At 63.3% G+C, this 15,922-nt stretch carries 15 protein-coding genes; 11 read left to right on the top strand and 4 right to left on the bottom strand.

What is annotated here, in order from left to right; genetic code table 11:
* Positions 1–94: 94 nt before the first annotated feature.
* Both pyrC and rnt read left to right on the top strand, forming a co-directional pair.
* Positions 95–1,141: a dihydroorotase gene (gene pyrC / locus P0Y43_RS10675; protein WP_275637259.1), complete on the top strand. Its 1,047-nt coding sequence runs from the start codon at positions 95–97 to the stop codon at positions 1,139–1,141.
* Entirely contained in the window at positions 1,138–1,812 is a 675-nt protein-coding gene (gene rnt, locus P0Y43_RS10670) for a ribonuclease T (protein ID WP_275637258.1), read from the top strand. The genes pyrC and rnt overlap by 4 nt, the downstream gene beginning before the upstream one ends.
* Before the next feature lie 95 nt (positions 1,813–1,907).
* Here the strand turns inward: rnt and P0Y43_RS10665 are convergent, their stop codons facing one another.
* The gene (locus P0Y43_RS10665; RefSeq protein WP_033702669.1) at positions 1,908–2,510 is read right to left on the bottom strand and encodes a peroxiredoxin; all 603 of its coding nucleotides are present in this window, start codon (positions 2,508–2,510) and stop codon (positions 1,908–1,910) included.
* A gap of 214 nt (positions 2,511–2,724) precedes the next feature.
* Here P0Y43_RS10665 and P0Y43_RS10660 point away from each other — a divergent pair, with 214 nt between their 5' ends.
* Positions 2,725–2,946 (top strand): bacterioferritin-associated ferredoxin, encoded by a 222-nt coding sequence (locus P0Y43_RS10660; RefSeq protein ID WP_275637257.1) that lies wholly within the window; start codon positions 2,725–2,727, stop codon positions 2,944–2,946.
* 201 nt (positions 2,947–3,147) lie between these two features.
* The gene (bfr, locus tag P0Y43_RS10655; RefSeq protein WP_054891795.1) at positions 3,148–3,621 is read left to right on the top strand and encodes a bacterioferritin; all 474 of its coding nucleotides are present in this window, start codon (positions 3,148–3,150) and stop codon (positions 3,619–3,621) included.
* Between the two features lie 105 nt (positions 3,622–3,726).
* Here bfr and grxD read toward each other — a convergent pair whose 3' ends face one another.
* The gene (gene grxD / locus P0Y43_RS10650) at positions 3,727–4,062 is read right to left on the bottom strand and encodes a Grx4 family monothiol glutaredoxin (RefSeq protein ID WP_275637256.1); all 336 of its coding nucleotides are present in this window, start codon (positions 4,060–4,062) and stop codon (positions 3,727–3,729) included.
* A gap of 129 nt (positions 4,063–4,191) precedes the next feature.
* Positions 4,192–6,300, bottom strand: coding sequence for a molybdopterin-dependent oxidoreductase (locus tag P0Y43_RS10645; RefSeq protein WP_275637255.1), 2,109 nt, complete (start codon positions 6,298–6,300; stop codon positions 4,192–4,194).
* Between the two features lie 365 nt (positions 6,301–6,665).
* Between P0Y43_RS10645 and argF the strand changes: the two genes are divergently transcribed.
* Together argF and P0Y43_RS10635 are read left to right on the top strand one after the other, a co-directional pair.
* On the top strand, positions 6,666–7,586 hold the full coding sequence (gene argF, locus P0Y43_RS10640) for an ornithine carbamoyltransferase (protein WP_275637254.1): 921 nt from the start codon (positions 6,666–6,668) through the stop codon (positions 7,584–7,586).
* Entirely contained in the window at positions 7,583–8,692 is a 1,110-nt protein-coding gene (locus P0Y43_RS10635) for an ABC transporter ATP-binding protein (RefSeq protein WP_275637253.1), read from the top strand. The genes argF and P0Y43_RS10635 overlap by 4 nt, the downstream gene beginning before the upstream one ends.
* 48 nt (positions 8,693–8,740) lie before the next feature.
* On the opposite strand, the gene ybaK is transcribed toward P0Y43_RS10635, so the two are convergent.
* On the bottom strand, positions 8,741–9,211 hold the full coding sequence (gene ybaK, locus P0Y43_RS10630) for a Cys-tRNA(Pro) deacylase (protein ID WP_275637252.1): 471 nt from the start codon (positions 9,209–9,211) through the stop codon (positions 8,741–8,743).
* A gap of 305 nt (positions 9,212–9,516) precedes the next feature.
* Between ybaK and P0Y43_RS10625 the strand changes: the two genes are divergently transcribed.
* The 5 genes from P0Y43_RS10625 (at position 9,517) to P0Y43_RS10605 (ending at position 15,903) form a co-directional block, all read left to right on the top strand.
* Positions 9,517–10,368, top strand: coding sequence for an MIP/aquaporin family protein (locus P0Y43_RS10625; protein WP_275637251.1), 852 nt, complete (start codon positions 9,517–9,519; stop codon positions 10,366–10,368).
* A 40-nt stretch (positions 10,369–10,408) separates the two neighbouring features.
* A complete protein-coding gene (gene glpK, locus P0Y43_RS10620; protein WP_275637250.1) occupies positions 10,409–11,908 on the top strand; it encodes a glycerol kinase GlpK in 1,500 nt (499 codons plus the stop codon).
* Positions 11,909–12,060: 152 nt separating this feature from the next.
* On the top strand, positions 12,061–12,816 hold the full coding sequence (gene glpR, locus P0Y43_RS10615) for a DNA-binding transcriptional repressor GlpR (RefSeq protein ID WP_275637249.1): 756 nt from the start codon (positions 12,061–12,063) through the stop codon (positions 12,814–12,816).
* Between the two features lie 269 nt (positions 12,817–13,085).
* The gene (glpD, locus tag P0Y43_RS10610) at positions 13,086–14,624 is read left to right on the top strand and encodes a glycerol-3-phosphate dehydrogenase (RefSeq protein WP_275637248.1); all 1,539 of its coding nucleotides are present in this window, start codon (positions 13,086–13,088) and stop codon (positions 14,622–14,624) included.
* Between the two features lie 358 nt (positions 14,625–14,982).
* Entirely contained in the window at positions 14,983–15,903 is a 921-nt protein-coding gene (locus P0Y43_RS10605) for a glutamate/aspartate ABC transporter substrate-binding protein (protein WP_275637247.1), read from the top strand.
* Positions 15,904–15,922 lie beyond the last annotated feature (19 nt).

Here is a 15,922-nt window from a genome sequence, read left to right as displayed (position 1 = left end):
CTATCGGACACTTGCCGGAAAACTTGATAGCCGTGCTCGGCCCGGGGTTTTCCGGTAGCATGGCGGCTTGAGTTCGACCCGCCTGGAAACCCCAATGTCCGATCGCCTGACCCTCCTGCGTCCCGACGACTGGCACATCCATCTGCGCGATGGTGCCGTCCTGCAACACACTGTCGGCGACGTGGCGCGTACCTTCGCCCGCGCCATCATCATGCCCAACCTGGTTCCGCCGGTGCGCAACGCCGCCGAAGCCAGCGCTTACCGTGAGCGCATCCTGGCTGCCCGGCCAACCGGCAGCCGCTTCGAGCCGCTGATGGTGCTTTACCTCACCGACCGTACCAGCCCCGAGGACATCCGCGCGGCCAAGGCCAGCGGCGTGGTGTACGCCGCCAAGCTGTACCCGGCCGGCGCCACCACCAACTCCGACTCCGGCGTGACCAGCATCGACAACATCTTCCCGGCGATCGAAGCCCTGGCCGAGACCGGCATGCCGCTGCTGGTGCACGGCGAGGTGACGCGTTCGGAGATCGACGTGTTCGATCGCGAGAAGCGCTTCATCGACGAGCACATGCGCCGTCTGGTCGAACGCTTCCCGACCCTGAAGGTGGTGTTCGAGCACATCACCACCAGCGACGCCGCGCAGTTCGTCAGCGAGGCCCCGGCCAACGTCGGCGCGACCATCACCGCCCAGCACCTGCTGTACAACCGCAACCACATGCTGGTCGGCGGCATCCGTCCGCACTACTACTGCCTGCCGATCCTCAAGCGCAACACCCACCAGGTGGCACTGCTGGACGCCGCCACCAGCGGCAACTCGAAGTTCTTCCTCGGCACCGACTCCGCGCCCCATGCCAAGCACGCCAAGGAAGCCGCCTGCGGCTGCGCCGGCTGCTACACCGCCTATGCGGCGATCGAGCTGTACGCCGAGGCGTTCGAGCAGCGCAACGCACTGGACAAGCTCGAAGGTTTCGCCAGCCTGCATGGCCCGGCCTTCTATGGCCTGCCGGCTAACACCGACCGCATCACCCTGGTGCGCGAGGAATGGACCGCCCCGGACAGCCTGCCCTTCGGCGACCACACCGTGATCCCGCTGCGCGCCGGTGAAAAACTGCGCTGGCGCCTGCTGGAGGACAACGCGTGAGCGAAGACCTCTACGACGACGACCAGGACGCCCAGGTCAGCAGCGGCTCGCGCCACCCCATGGCCGAGCGTTTTCGCGGCTACCTGCCGGTGGTGGTGGACGTCGAGACCGGCGGTTTCAACAGCGCCACCGACGCCCTGCTGGAAATCGCCGCGGTGACCATCGGCATGGACGAGAAAGGCTTCCTGTTCCCGGAGCACACCTACTTCTACCGGGTGGAGCCGTTCGAGGGCGCCAACATCGAGGCGGCAGCGCTGGAGTTCACCGGCATCAAGCTGGACCATCCGCTGCGCATGGCGGTGAGCGAGGAAACCGCGCTGACCGACATCTTCCGTGGCGTGCGCAAGGCGCTGAAGGCCAATGGCTGCAAGCGGGCGATCCTGGTCGGGCACAACAGCAGCTTCGACCTGGGCTTCCTTAACGCCGCGGTGGCGCGCAACGACCTCAAGCGCAACCCCTTCCACCCTTTCTCCAGCTTCGACACTGCCACCCTGGCCGGGCTCGCCTACGGCCAGACCGTGCTGGCGCGGGCCTGCCAGAGCGCCGACATCGACTTCGACGGGCGCGAGGCGCACTCGGCGCGCTACGACACCGAGAAGACCGCCGAGCTGTTCTGCGGCATCGTCAATCGCTGGAAGGAAATGGGCGGCTGGCGCGACTTCAACGACTGAACACCGCCGCTCTCCCTGTGGGAGCGGGTTTGGCCCTGATGGGCACACAAAAAAACCGGCCACATGGGCCGGTTTTTTTGTGTCACGCCTGGCGCTTACAGCTTGCCAGCGTTCTCGCTCAGGTAAGCGGCAACGCCTTCCGGCGAAGCGTTCATGCCCTTGTCGCCTTTCTTCCAGTTGGCCGGGCAGACTTCGCCGTGCTCTTCGTGGAATTGCAGGGCGTCCACCAGACGCAGCAGCTCGTCCATGTTGCGGCCCAGTGGCAGGTCGTTGACGATCTGCGAGCGAACGACACCGTTGGTGTCGATCAGGAAGGCGCCACGGAAGGCCACGCCGCCTTCGGACTCGACATCGTAGGCCTTGCAGATTTCGTGAGTGATGTCGGCAGCCAGGGTGTACTTGACCTGACCGATACCGCCGTTGTTGACCGGGGTGTTACGCCAGGCGTTGTGGGTGAAGTGCGAGTCGATCGACACGCCGATCACTTCCACGTTGCGCGCCTGGAAGTCAGGGATGCGGTTGTCCAGGGCGATCAGCTCGGACGGGCAGACGAAGGTGAAGTCCAGCGGGTAGAAGAACACCAGGCCGTACTTGCCCTTGATGGCCGAGGCCAGGTTGAAGCTGTCGACGATCTCGCCATTGCCCAGCACGGCTGGAACGGTGAAGTCGGGGGCTTGTTTACCAACGAGCACGCTCATTCGTTTATCTCCTGATGATGGTGAAAAATCGTTGCCCAGGCAGGCGGGCCTGCCCGGCATCCAACAAAGGCCGACCATCATACACAGGTTCGCGTGACAGTCCGAATCCAACCGCCGGTCGCTCAAGGATGGGGCTTACACGAAGTGTTTTGACAAGCATTCTCATTACCATTAAGCTCCAACCCATCGACTCAACCCGCGATGGCCTGACTTTATGTATGTGTGTCTCTGTGTCGGCGTAACCGATGGACAGATCCGCGATGCGATCTATGAAGGATGCTGCAGCTACAAGGACGTCCGTGCCGCTACCAATGTGGGCAGCCAATGCGGGAAATGCGCCTGCCTGGCCAAGCAGGTGGTCCGGGAAACCCTGACCGAACTGCAGCTCAGCCAGCAAGCCGCCCTGCCCTACCCGGTGGAATTTAATGCGGCCTGAAATACCCCATTTCGAAGAACCGGACCTCGTGTCCGGTTTTTTTATGCCTGAAATTCAATAAGTTAGCGCCATAACGCGGTTCACAAACATTCTTATTCCTATTAAATTTCACTTATTATTCAATAACTTAGGTTTGACATGCGAAGTTGCGGGGCTCAAACTTCCCTGTATTGGCACACTTCTACAGGGCAGGAACCCGACATGAAAGGCGACGTAAGCGTCATCCAGCATCTCAACAAGATCCTCGGAAACGAGCTGGTCGCGATCAACCAGTATTTCCTGCACGCGCGCATGTACGAAGACTGGGGCCTGAACAAGCTCGGCAAGCACGAGTACAAGGAATCCATCGACGAGATGAAGCACGCTGACAAGCTGATCAAGCGTATTCTCTTCCTCGAAGGCATCCCCAACGTGCAGGACTTGGGCAAGCTGCTGATCGGCGAGCACACCAAGGAAATGCTCGAGTGCGACCTGAAGATCGAGCAGAAGGGCCTGGTGGACCTGAAGGCGGCCATCGCCCACTGCGAAACCGTCGGTGACTTCGGTTCGCGCGAGCTGCTCGAAGATATCCTCGAGTCCGAGGAAGAACATATCGACTGGCTGGAAACCCAACTGGGTCTGATCGACAAGATCGGCATCGAGAACTATCTGCAGTCGCAGATGGGCGAAGAGTAAGGGCCAACCTGTAGGCCGCTATCGCGGGACAAGCCCGTTCCTACAGGTAAGCCACAAAAAAAACCCGCCTAGGCGGGTTTTTTCATACCTGCGGCGAATGCCGGATCAGGCCTCGGAAGCCTTGGCGTTGGCGGCCGCTTCCTTGATCAGGGTCTGCAGCTCACCCTTCTCGAACATTTCCAGCACGATGTCGCTGCCGCCGACCAGCTCACCGGCGACCCACAGTTGCGGGAAGGTCGGCCAGTTGGCGTACTTGGGCAGGTTGGCACGAATTTCCGGGTTCTGCAGGATGTCGACGTAGGCGAACTTCTCGCCACAACCCATCACGGCCTGCGAGGCCCGTGCCGAGAAGCCACACTGCGGGGCATTCGGCGAGCCTTTCATGTAAAGCAGAATGGTGTTGTTGGCAATCTGCTCTTTGATTGTTTCGATGATATCCATGAAGCACCTCGGCTGAACTTTCCGACGCAACTGTCGGCACGGTGACGCATTGTATCGGAAAGCCGAGCGGCGCGCTCGGTAATGCCGGTAGAGGTCAGTGAAGGGCCCCGCGACAGGGCCGATACAGGCTCACGCTGCCTCAACTTGAACCGGCACGCCATTCAACGCCGCATTCCCCGACACCCCATCGCGAAACCGCTCGTCAGTCAGGTCATTGGCACTCACCCCGGGCTGGGCATGGGCGATCTGCATGCGCACGCCCTGACGGCCATGGCCGTAGCCATGAGGCAGGCTGACCACCCCAGGCATCACCTCCTCGCTGGCCTGCACCTGCACTTCCAGGCTGCCGGTACGCGAACGGATGCGCACCCACTGCCCGTCCTCCAATTGCCGGCTCAGCAGGTCCTGCGGGTGCATCAGCAACTGGTGGCGGGGTTTGCCTTTGACCAGGCGATGGAAGTTGTGCATCCAGGAATTGTTGCTGCGCACATGACGACGACCGATCAGCAGCAGTTGGTCCGAGGGCGGCGGCAGCGCCTGGGCCAGGCGCTGCAGGTCGTCGAGCAGCGCCTGGGGCGCGGCCTCGACCGCCTGGCTGGCAGTGCGCAAGCGTGCTGCCAGGTTCGCTTGCAGCGGCCCCAAGTCCAGGCCGTGGGGGTGCTCGTCCAGCGCCTGTAGCGACAGCCCCCATGGCGACGCCTCGCCGCGCGGCCCCTTGCGCAGCGCCAGGTCGATCATCTGCGCCGGGGCCATCGTCGGTTTCAGTTCGACACCCGCCCGCGCGGCAAAGGCCCGGGCCAGGCCGACGAAGATCTCCCAGTCATGCAGCGCCCCCTCGGGCTTGGCCAGGATCGCCCGGTTGAAGCGCGTCACGTTGCGCACCGCCAGGAGGTTGAAGGTGCTGTCGTAGTGGTCGTTCTCCAGGGCCGAAGTGGACGGCAGTATCAGGTCGGCGTGACGGGTGGTCTCGTTGATGTACAAGTCGATGCTGAGCATGAACTCAAGCCCGTCCAACCCCTGGTCCAGTTGCCGCCCGTTGGGCGTCGACAGCACGGGGTTACCGGCCACCGTCACCAGGGCGCGGACCTGCCCTTCGCCCGGGGTGAGCATTTCCTCGGCCAAGGCCGCCACCGGCAACTCGCCGCCGTACTCCGGAAGCCCCGAGACGCGACTCTGCCATTGGTTGAAATGCCCGCCCGAGGTGCTCGCCACCAGGTCCACCGCAGGTTCGGTGCACAGCGCGCCGCCCGCGCGGTCGAGGTTGCCGGTGACCAGGTTGATCACCTGCACCAGCCAGTGGCATAAGGTGCCGTAGGCCTGGGTCGAAACACCCATGCGGCCGTAGCACACCGCGCGCTCGGCGCTGGCGAAGTCGCGGGCCAGCTGGCGAATGTCCTCGGCCTCGATACCGCAACGGGCGCTCATGCTGTCAGCGCTGAACGGCGCGATCGCTTCGCGCACCTGCTCCATGCCATTCACCGGCAGGTGCGACCCCTTGGCCAAGCCTTCGGCGAACAAGGTGTTGAGCACACCGCAGAGCAGCGCGGCATCGCCGCCCGGTCGGATGAACAGGTGCCGGTCGGCCATGGCCGCGGTCTCGCTGCGCCGCGGGTCGACCACAACCAAGCGGCCACCGCGTGCACGCAAGGCTTTGAGACGTTTTTCCACGTCCGGCACGGTCATGATGCTGCCGTTGGACGCCAGTGGGTTGCCGCCGAGGATCAGCATGAAATCGGTGTGGTCGATGTCGGGGATCGGCAGCAAAAGGCCATGGCCGTACATCAGGTGGCTGGTCAGGTGCTGGGGCAACTGGTCCACCGAGGTGGCGGAAAAGCGGTTACGGGTCTTGAGCAAGCCGAGGAAGTAGTTGCTGTGGGTCATCAGCCCATAGTTGTGCACGCTCGGGTTGCCTTGATATACGGCGACGGCGTTGCGCCCGTGGGCCTGCTGGATGCTCCACAGGCGCTCTGCGGCCAGGGCGAAGGCCTCGTCCCAGCCGATCGGCTCCCAGCGCTCGCCCACGCGCCGGTGTGGCTGACGCAGGCGGTCGGGGTCTTCCTGGATATCCTGCAAGGCCACCGCCTTGGGGCAGATATGGCCACGGCTGAAGGGATCCTGGGCGTCGCCCTTGATCGAGCTGATCGTCGCCCGACCGTCGACGTCGTGGCTGACTTCGATGTTCAGGCCACAGATCGCCTCGCACAGGTGACAGGCACGGTGATGCAGGGTCTTGGTCATGGCCGCCTCTGCCTTGTTGTTCTGGAGCCTGGAACTATGCACCCGCCCCGTCGCTGGCGCCACGCAGGTTCGTGGCGTGAATCCCACGACATCAGGCGCACGATTCACGACAGCAGGTTTGCCAAATCCCCGGCAAGCCGTGTAAAACCCCTGTAGAAAATAAAAAACAGCACGCCCAGAAGGGTTTACGACACCCTTTGAAACAGGGCCGCTGTTTCCCCTCTTGGTTTGAGGCGACATTTAATTATAGTATTGCGCCTTTCCCTATTCCGTCCGCCCCGTGCGGCTTACGCCGCAGGTCACTCCCGTTGTCAAGAAAACCCATACGGTCGACCTGCAAGACGTTGCAGATAAGGTAGTCAATCATGAGCACCAGGCACTTTCTCTCCCTGCTGGATTTCACTGCTGACGAATTGCTCGGCGTGATCCGTCGAGGCATCGAGCTGAAGGACCTGCGCAAACGAGGCGTGCTGTTCGAGCCCCTGAAAAACCGCGTACTGGGAATGATCTTCGAAAAGTCGTCCACCCGTACCCGCGTATCCTTCGAGGCGGGCATGATCCAGCTGGGCGGTCAGGCGATCTTCCTGTCGCCGCGCGACACCCAACTGGGCCGTGGCGAGCCGATCGGCGACAGCGCCATCGTAATGTCGAGCATGCTCGATGCGGTGATGATCCGCACCCACGCCCACAGCACCCTCACCGAGTTCGCCGCCCATTCGCGGGTACCGGTGATCAACGGCCTGTCCGACGAGTCGCACCCCTGCCAACTGCTGGCCGACATGCAGACCTTCGTCGAACACCGTGGCGCGATTCAGGGCAAGACCGTGGCCTGGATCGGCGACGGCTTCAACATGTGCAACTCCTACATCGAGGCCGCTCGCCAGTTCGACTTCCAGCTGCGCATCGCCTGCCCCGAAGGTTACGAGCCGGATGCGCGCTTCCTGGCGCTGGGCGGTGACCGCGTGCAGATCGTGCGCGACCCGAAGGAAGCCGTGCGCGGTGCCCACCTGGTCACCACGGATGTCTGGACTTCCATGGGCCAGGAGGAGGAAACTGCACGGCGCCTGGCGCATTTCGCGCCTTACCAGGTCACCCGCGCACTGCTCGACCTGGCGGCACACGACGCCCTGTTCATGCACTGCCTGCCCGCCCACCGTGGCGAGGAGATCAGCCAGGACCTGCTCGACGACCCCCGTTCGGTCGCCTGGGACCAGGCCGAGAACCGCCTGCATGCGCAGAAGGCCCTTCTGGAATTCCTTGTAGAACCGGCTTACCACCACGCATGAGTCAACCCTTACTGCTCAACCTGCGCAACCTCGCCTGCGGCTATGGCGAGCAGCGCATCGTCCAGAACCTCAACCTGCACCTGAACGCAGGCGACATCGGTTGCCTGCTGGGCTCCTCGGGCTGCGGCAAGACCACCACCCTGCGCGCCATCGCCGGCTTCGAGCCGGTGCACGAGGGCGAGATCCAGCTGGCCGGCGAGGTCATCTCACGCGCCGGCTTCACCCTGGCGCCCGAGAAGCGCCGTATCGGCATGGTGTTCCAGGACTACGCGCTGTTCCCGCACCTGACCGTGGCGCAGAACATCGCCTTCGGCATCGGCAAGCACCCGCGTCAAGCCGAGGTGGTCGAGGAGATGCTCGAGCTGGTCAAGCTGGGCGGCTTGGGAGGTCGCTATCCCCACGAGTTGTCCGGCGGTCAGCAGCAACGTGTCGCCCTGGCCCGTGCCCTGGCTCCGCAACCGCAGTTGCTGCTGCTCGACGAGCCGTTCTCCAACCTCGATGTGGAACTGCGTCGACGCCTGAGCCATGAAGTCCGCGACATTCTCAAAAGCCGCGGCACCAGTGCCATCCTGGTCACCCATGACCAGGAAGAGGCCTTCGCGGTGAGCGACCATGTCGGCGTGTTCAAGGAGGGCCGCCTGGAGCAGTGGGACACCCCCTACAACCTCTATCACGAACCGCAGACGCCGTTCGTGGCCAGCTTCATCGGCCAGGGTTATTTCATTCGCGGCCAGATGAGCAGCCACGAGGCGGTCAGCACCGAACTGGGTGAACTGCGCGGCAACCGGGCCTACATCATGGCGCCGGGCAGTTGGGTGGACGTGCTGCTGCGCCCGGACGACATCGTCCATGCGCCAGACAGCGAACTGCGCGCGCGCATCGTCGGCAAGAGCTTCCTGGGAGCCTCGACCCTGTACCGCCTGGAGCTGCCGACCGGCAGCCAACTGGAAGCGATTTTCCCAAGCCATGTCGACCACCTGGTCGGCCAGGACGTCGGCATAGCGGTGGCGGCCGACCACCTGGTGCTGTTCCCGGTGCCGGGCAGTATCGCGGCGCAGCTGCCGCGCCAGGAGAATGGCGTGCGCCGGTACAGCTCCGCGACCTGACGCACCCTCGGGGCTGCTATGCGGCCCCGCAATCGACACCTGGACTCATCAACCCCGCCCGATATTGGCGAACTTGCCCTGGGTATGCTCGGCCAATACCGCCGCCGCCAGTTCCACCTCCAACCCACGCCGTCCGGCGCTGACATGAATGCTGCCGAACTGCTGCGCCGACTCATCGATGAAGGTGCGCAGGCGCTTCTTCTGGCCCAACGGGCTGATCCCTCCCACCAGGTACCCCGTAGCGCGCTGTGCCGCCGCCGGATCGGCCATCTCGCACTTCTTAACCCCCGCCGCCTGGGCCAGGGCCTTGAGGTCCAGGGTGCCGACCACCGGCACCACCGCCACCAGCAATTCGCCCTTCTCACTGCTCGCCAGCAGGGTCTTGAACACCTGCTGCGGGTCGAGCCCAAGTTTCTCCGCCGCCTCCAGGCCATAGGAAGCAGTCTTGGGGTCGTGTTCGTAGCTGTGCACGCGGTGCTCGGCGCGTGCCTTCTTCAGCAAGTCCAGTGCGGGGGTCATGTAAGGCTCCGGTCGATAACGGCTCGGGCGCTACTTTAGGGGAAATCCCAGGGGGCGGCCAGCAAGCGGCGAAGGGGTGGAAAACAGGCGATCGCCGTGGCTGGAAATGGCCGGTCAGAATGTGGCTGAAGGTTCAGTTTCGACCTTTGACATCCGCGTTTCTTGTCTATATTTTTTCGTTTACGAATAAGCCATGCACAGAAAAGGTGCATGACGCTTAACTCCGAGTGCTGTTCATGGGGATGGACAGCACGTGTTGCCGCCGAGCGCCCAGCGCCTCACAACAACAAGAACCGAGGTCATTCATGACGAATGCTGCAAGACAACCCACGCTTTCCGGCCAATGCATGGCCGAGTTTCTCGGGACCGCGTTATTGATCTTCTTCGGCACCGGCTGCGTCGCCGCGCTCAAGGTCGCAGGCGCCAGCTTCGGCCTGTGGGAAATCAGCATCATCTGGGGCGTCGGCGTGAGCATGGCGATCTACCTGAGTGCCGGCGTGTCCGGGGCGCACCTGAACCCCGCAGTGAGCATCGCCCTCACCCTGTTCGGCGGCTTCGACAAACGCAAGCTGCCTTTCTATATTCTCGCCCAAGTGTGCGGCGCGTTCTGCGGCGCGGCGCTGGTCTACACCCTGTACAGCACGCTGTTCTTCGATTTCGAACAGGCCCACGCGATGGTCCGTGGCAGCCAGGCCAGCCTGGAGCTGGCCTCGGTGTTCTCCACTTACCCGCACCCGGCGCTGTCGGTCGGCCAGGCTTTCCTGGTCGAGGTGATCATTACCACCATCCTGATGGCGGTGATCATGGCCCTGACCGACGACGACAACGGCCTGCCGCGCGGCGCCACCGCGCCGCTGCTGATCGGCCTGCTGATCGCGGTGATCGGCAGCGCGATGGGCCCACTCACCGGCTTTGCGATGAACCCGGCGCGCGATTTCGGGCCAAAGCTGATGACTTTCCTGGCCGGCTGGGGCGAAATCGCCTTCACTGGCGGACGTGACATTCCGTATTTCCTGGTGCCGGTGTTCGCACCGATCCTCGGTGCCTGCCTGGGCGCGGCCCTGTACCGCGGGCTGATCGCCCGCAACCTGCCGAGTGCGCATACCACCCAGGCACAAGGCAACGATAATGCCCAGGGCGACACCCAAGTCTCCTGACCTCCGGCCCTGACTACCCCATTCCTGCAAGGCGACGACCATGACAGACACCCAGGATAAGCACTACATCATCGCCCTGGACCAGGGCACCACCAGCTCCCGCGCGATCATCTTCGACCGCGATGCCAACGTGGTCGGCACCTCCCAGCGCGAGTTCGCCCAGCACTACCCGCAGGCCGGCTGGGTCGAGCACGACCCGATGGAGATCTTCGCCACCCAAAGCGCGACCATGGTCGAGGCCCTGGCCCAGGCAGGCATCAGCCACGCCCAGGTGGCCGCCATCGGCATCACCAACCAGCGTGAAACCACCGTGGTGTGGGACAAGGAAACCGGACGCCCGGTGTACAACGCCATCGTCTGGCAGTGCCGGCGCAGCACCGAGATCTGTGCCCAGCTCAAGCGTGATGGCCACGAGGCCTACATCCGCGAGACCACTGGCCTGGTCACCGACCCGTATTTCTCCGGCACCAAGCTCAAGTGGATCCTCGACAACGTCGAGGGTGCCCGCGAGCGCGCCGAGCGTGGCGAACTGCTGTTCGGCACCGTCGACAGCTGGCTGATCTGGAAATTCTCCGGCGGCAAAGTGCACGTCACCGACTACACCAACGCCTCGCGCACGCTGATGTTCAACATCCACAACCTGCAGTGGGACGAAAAGCTCCTGCAGATTCTCGACATCCCCCGGCAGATGCTGCCCGAGGTGCGCTCCTCCTCGGAGGTCTACGGCCACACCAAGAGCGGCATCGCCATCGCCGGTATCGCCGGTGACCAGCAATCGGCTCTGTTCGGCCAGATGTGCGTCGAGCCCGGCCAAGCGAAGAACACCTACGGCACCGGCTGCTTCCTCCTGATGAATACCGGCGACAAGGCGGTGACCTCCGCCCACGGCCTGCTCACCACCATCGCCTGCGGCCCGCGCGGCGAAGTGGCCTATGCCTTGGAGGGCGCGGTGTTCAACGGCGGCTCCACCGTGCAGTGGCTGCGTGACGAGCTGAAGATCGTCAACGACGCGCTGGACACGGAATACTTCGCCAACAAGGTCAAGGACAGTAATGGTGTGTACCTGGTACCGGCCTTCACCGGCCTGGGAGCCCCCTATTGGGACCCCTATGCGCGGGGTGCGCTGTTCGGCCTGACCCGCGGGGTCAAGGTCGATCACATCATCCGCGCGGCGCTGGAGTCGATCGCCTACCAAACCCGCGATGTGCTCGACGCCATGCAGCACGACTGCGGCCAGCGCCTGTCGGAGCTGCGCGTCGACGGCGGCGCGGTGGCCAACAACTTCCTCATGCAGTTCCAGGCCGACATCCTCGGCACCTGCGTGGAGCGGCCGAAGATGCGCGAAACCACCGCCCTCGGCGCAGCCTACCTGGCGGGCCTGGCCTGCGGCTTCTGGAGCGGGCTGGATGAGTTGCGCGACAAAGCGATCATCGAGCGCGAGTTCAGCCCGCAATTGGACGAGACGAGCAAGGAAAAACTGTACGCTGGCTGGAGAAAGGCCATCGAACGGACCCGAGACTGGGAAGATCACGAGCGTTGATGGCAACAGGGCTGGCCCTGCAACGGGGCCGCCCGCGCCTGCGGGTGCAGCGCCGTGTTCAGGAATGCGCTGTACCTGTACCCCACACTGGCCCTGACCTCCTTCCTACGGCATCATTGCAGCATTTGTCCGGCAGCCCCGAAGGACCGCCCATGAATCTGCCTCCCCGCCAACAACAAATCCTCGAACTGGTGCGCGAGCGCGGTTACGTCAGTATCGAAGAAATGGCGCACCTGTTCGTCGTCACTCCCCAGACCATCCGCCGCGACATCAACCAGTTGGCGGAGGTCAACCTGCTGCGCCGCTACCATGGTGGCGCGGCTTACGACTCGAGCATCGAAAATACCGCTTATGCCATGCGCGCCGACCAGATGCGCGACGAGAAGCAGCGCATCGCCGAAGCCGTGGCGCGGCAGATTCCCGACCATGCCTCGCTGTTCATCAATATCGGCACCACCACCGAATCCATCGCCCGTGCCCTGCTCAACCATAATCACCTGAAGGTCATCACCAATAACCTGCACGTGGCGTCGATCCTCGGTGCCAAGGATGACTTCGAGGTGCTGGTGGCCGGCGGCACCGTGCGCCGCGATGGCGGCGTGGTCGGCCAGGCCAGTGTCGACTTCATCACTCAGTTCAAGGTGGACTTCGCCGTGGTCGGCATCAGCGGCATCGACGAAGACGGCAGCCTGCTGGACTTCGATTACCAGGAAGTGCGGGTGTCCCAGGCGATCATCGCCAATGCCCGGCAGGTGATCCTCGCCGCCGACTCCAGCAAGTTCGGCCGCAATGCCATGGTGCGCCTGGGGTCGATCAGCCTGATCGATTGCCTGGTGACCGACCTGGCGCCGACACCGGCACTGACCCAGTTGCTGAACCAGCACAAGATTCGTCTCGAAGTGGTTTGACCCTCTCCGAAACACCGCCTCCCTGTGGAGCGGGCTTGCACCGCGATGAAGCCCGCACCGCCAACCGATCTCGTCTGCAATGACGCCATCGCGGGGCAAGCCCGCTCCTGCAGCGAACGCCTTTATGTTCGTTAATGTTCATTTTCTTGTCATCTGATCAGCTTTTTCTATAAGGACTGACTGGCGAGCGCCTTTCCATTGCGCTAACATTTTCGCAAACGAACATTGATGTTCACATTCGCTGTGAACCGCCCCAGGAGGCCTTGCCCGTGTCCCAGCCCATCCAGCCCCAGCCGCCCCTCGCCGATTGCTATGACCTCGCCGTGATTGGCGGCGGCATCAATGGCGTCGGCATCGCCGCCGACGCTGCCGGGCGTGGCTTGAAGGTGTTCCTTTGTGAAAAGGATGACCTGGCCCAACACACCTCCTCGGCCAGCAGCAAGCTGATCCACGGCGGCTTGCGCTACCTGGAACACTACGAATTCCGCCTGGTGCGCGAAGCCCTCGCCGAGCGCGAAGTGCTGCTCGCCAAGGCACCGCACATCGTCAAGCCGATGCGTTTCGTCCTGCCGCACCGCCCGCACCTGCGCCCGGCGTGGATGATCCGCGCCGGCCTGTTCCTCTACGACCACCTGGGCAAGCGCAAGCGCCTGGGCGCCTCGCGCAGCCTGCGCTTCGGCCCGGGCAACCCGCTCAAGCCGGCCATCACGCGCGGTTTCGAATACGCTGACTGCGCGGTCGACGACGCCCGCCTGGTGGTGCTCAACGCCATGTCGGCCCGTGAAAAAGGTGCGCACATCCACACCCGCACCCGCTGCCTGCGCGCCGAGCGTGTCGACGGCGCCTGGGAAGTCGAACTGCAGCATGCCGACGGCAGCCTGCAAACCATCCGCGCCCGTGCCCTGGTCAATGCCGCCGGCCCCTGGGTCGCCAGCTTCATCAAGGATGACCTCAAGCTCGACGCGCCCTACGGTATTCGCCTGATCCAGGGCAGCCACCTGATCGTGCCGCGCCTGTACGAAGGCGAACATGCCTACATCCTGCAGAACGAGGACCAGCGCATCGTCTTCGCCATCCCTTACCTGGACCGCTTCACCCTGATCGGCACCACCGACCGCGAATACAGCGGCGACCCGGCCAAGGTGGCGATCACCGAAACCGAGACCGACTACCTGCTGAAGGTGGTCAACGAACACTTCAACCACCAACTGGGCCGCAGCGACATCCTGCACACCTATTCCGGCGTGCGCCCGCTGTGCAACGACGAGTCCGACAACCCCTCGGCGGTGACCCGCGACTACACCCTGGCGCTGTCCGCCAGCGAGGGCCAGGCGCCGCTGCTGTCGGTGTTCGGCGGCAAGCTGACGACCTACCGCAAGCTGGCCGAGTCGGCCATGGACGAGCTCAAGCCGTACTTCACCCAGATGCGTGGCAGCTGGACCGCAAGCGCTCCACTGCCGGGCGGCGAGAGCATGACCAGCGTGCAAGCCCTGGTGGACGCCGTACTGGCCCGTTACGGCTGGCTGCCAGTAGAGATCGCCAAGCGCTGGGCCGTGACCTACGGCAGCCGCGTGTGGCGCCTGCTCGAAGGCGTGCAAGGCCCGGAAGACCTGGGTCAGGCCATCGGTGGCGGGTTGTTCAGCCGTGAGGTGGACTACCTGTGTGGCGAAGAGTGGGCGGTGGGTGCCGACGACATCCTGTGGCGCCGGACCAAACTGGGGCTGTTCACCAGCGCGGTGGAGCAGCAAGCGCTGGTGGATTACTTGCAGAGCGCCGAAGTCAATCGAGCGCGGGTGCGCGCGGCCTGAGTTCGAACGCTAAGACGCAATCGCGGGGCAAGCCCGCTCCTACCGGGATGGTAGGAGCGGGCTTGCCCCGCGATGCTTTTCGTCAGGAAAAAACGTGTTACGCCCCGACCTAAACCCATTCGGATTTCCGAACGGACCCATTCCACCCGTTCGGAAACCCGCACGAACACTCTCTGTAAAAATACGTCATAAAATATTAATTCGCCGTATTTTCAAGGCGTTATGATCTGAGCCAGGGCTTGGCACGAGTCATGCTCTACACTTGGTAGCCGAATGCACACACCGCTTCACGTTGTGTTCGTTGAACGAAGAGTCCGCCAACGGCTCCATAAAAAAAACAAACGTCGAGGAAAATTTGATGCGTATCGTTCGTCATCTGTTGGGCGCCGCCATCGCAGCCGCCGTCATCGCTTCCCCAGCCATGGCCGAGGAGCTGACCGGCACCCTGAAGAAGATCAAGGATTCCGGTTCCATTACCTTGGGCCACCGTGACTCCTCCATTCCGTTTTCCTACCTGGCCGGTGGTTCCACCCCTGTCGGCTATTCCCATGACATCCAGCAGGCCATCGTCGAGCACCTGAAGAAAGAGCTCAACGTTCCCAACCTGAACGTCAAGTACAACCTGGTCACCTCCCAGACCCGCATCCCGCTGGTGCAGAACGGAACCGTCGACGTGGAATGCGGCTCCACCACCAACAACGTCGAGCGCCAGCAGCAAGTCAGCTTCTCCGTCGGCATCTTCGAAGTCGGCACCCGCCTGCTGACCAAGGTCAAGGACGGTCAACCCTCCTACAAGGACTTCCCGGACCTGGCCGGCAAGAACGTCGTGACCACCGCTGGCACCACCTCCGAGCGCATCCTCAAGGCGATGAACGCCGACAAGCAGATGAAGATGAACGTGATCTCCGCGAAAGATCACGGCGAAGCCTTCAACATGCTCGAAAGCGGCCGCGCCGTGGCCTTCATGATGGACGACGCCCTGCTCGCCGGTGAAATGGCCAAGGCCAAGAAACCGACCGACTGGGTCATCACCGGCACCCCGCAGTCCTACGAGATCTACGGCTGCATGGTTCGCAAGGATGACCCGGCGTTCAAGAAAGCCGTCGACGCCGCCATCGTCTCGCTCTACAAGTCGGGCGAAATCAACAAGATCTACGACAAGTGGTTCCAGCAGCCGATCCCACCGAAAGGCCTGAACCTGCAGTTCCCGATGAGCGACGAACTGAAGAAGCTGATCGCCGAGCCAACCGACAAGGCCGCGGACGAAAAAGCGTCCTGATCTCCCAGATCGTGGCCCG

It is taken from the genome of Pseudomonas entomophila (genome assembly GCF_029193575.1).
GTDB classification, from domain to species: domain Bacteria; phylum Pseudomonadota; class Gammaproteobacteria; order Pseudomonadales; family Pseudomonadaceae; genus Aquipseudomonas; species Aquipseudomonas entomophila_G.
This window is presented reverse-complemented; position numbering and strand designations above follow the sequence as displayed.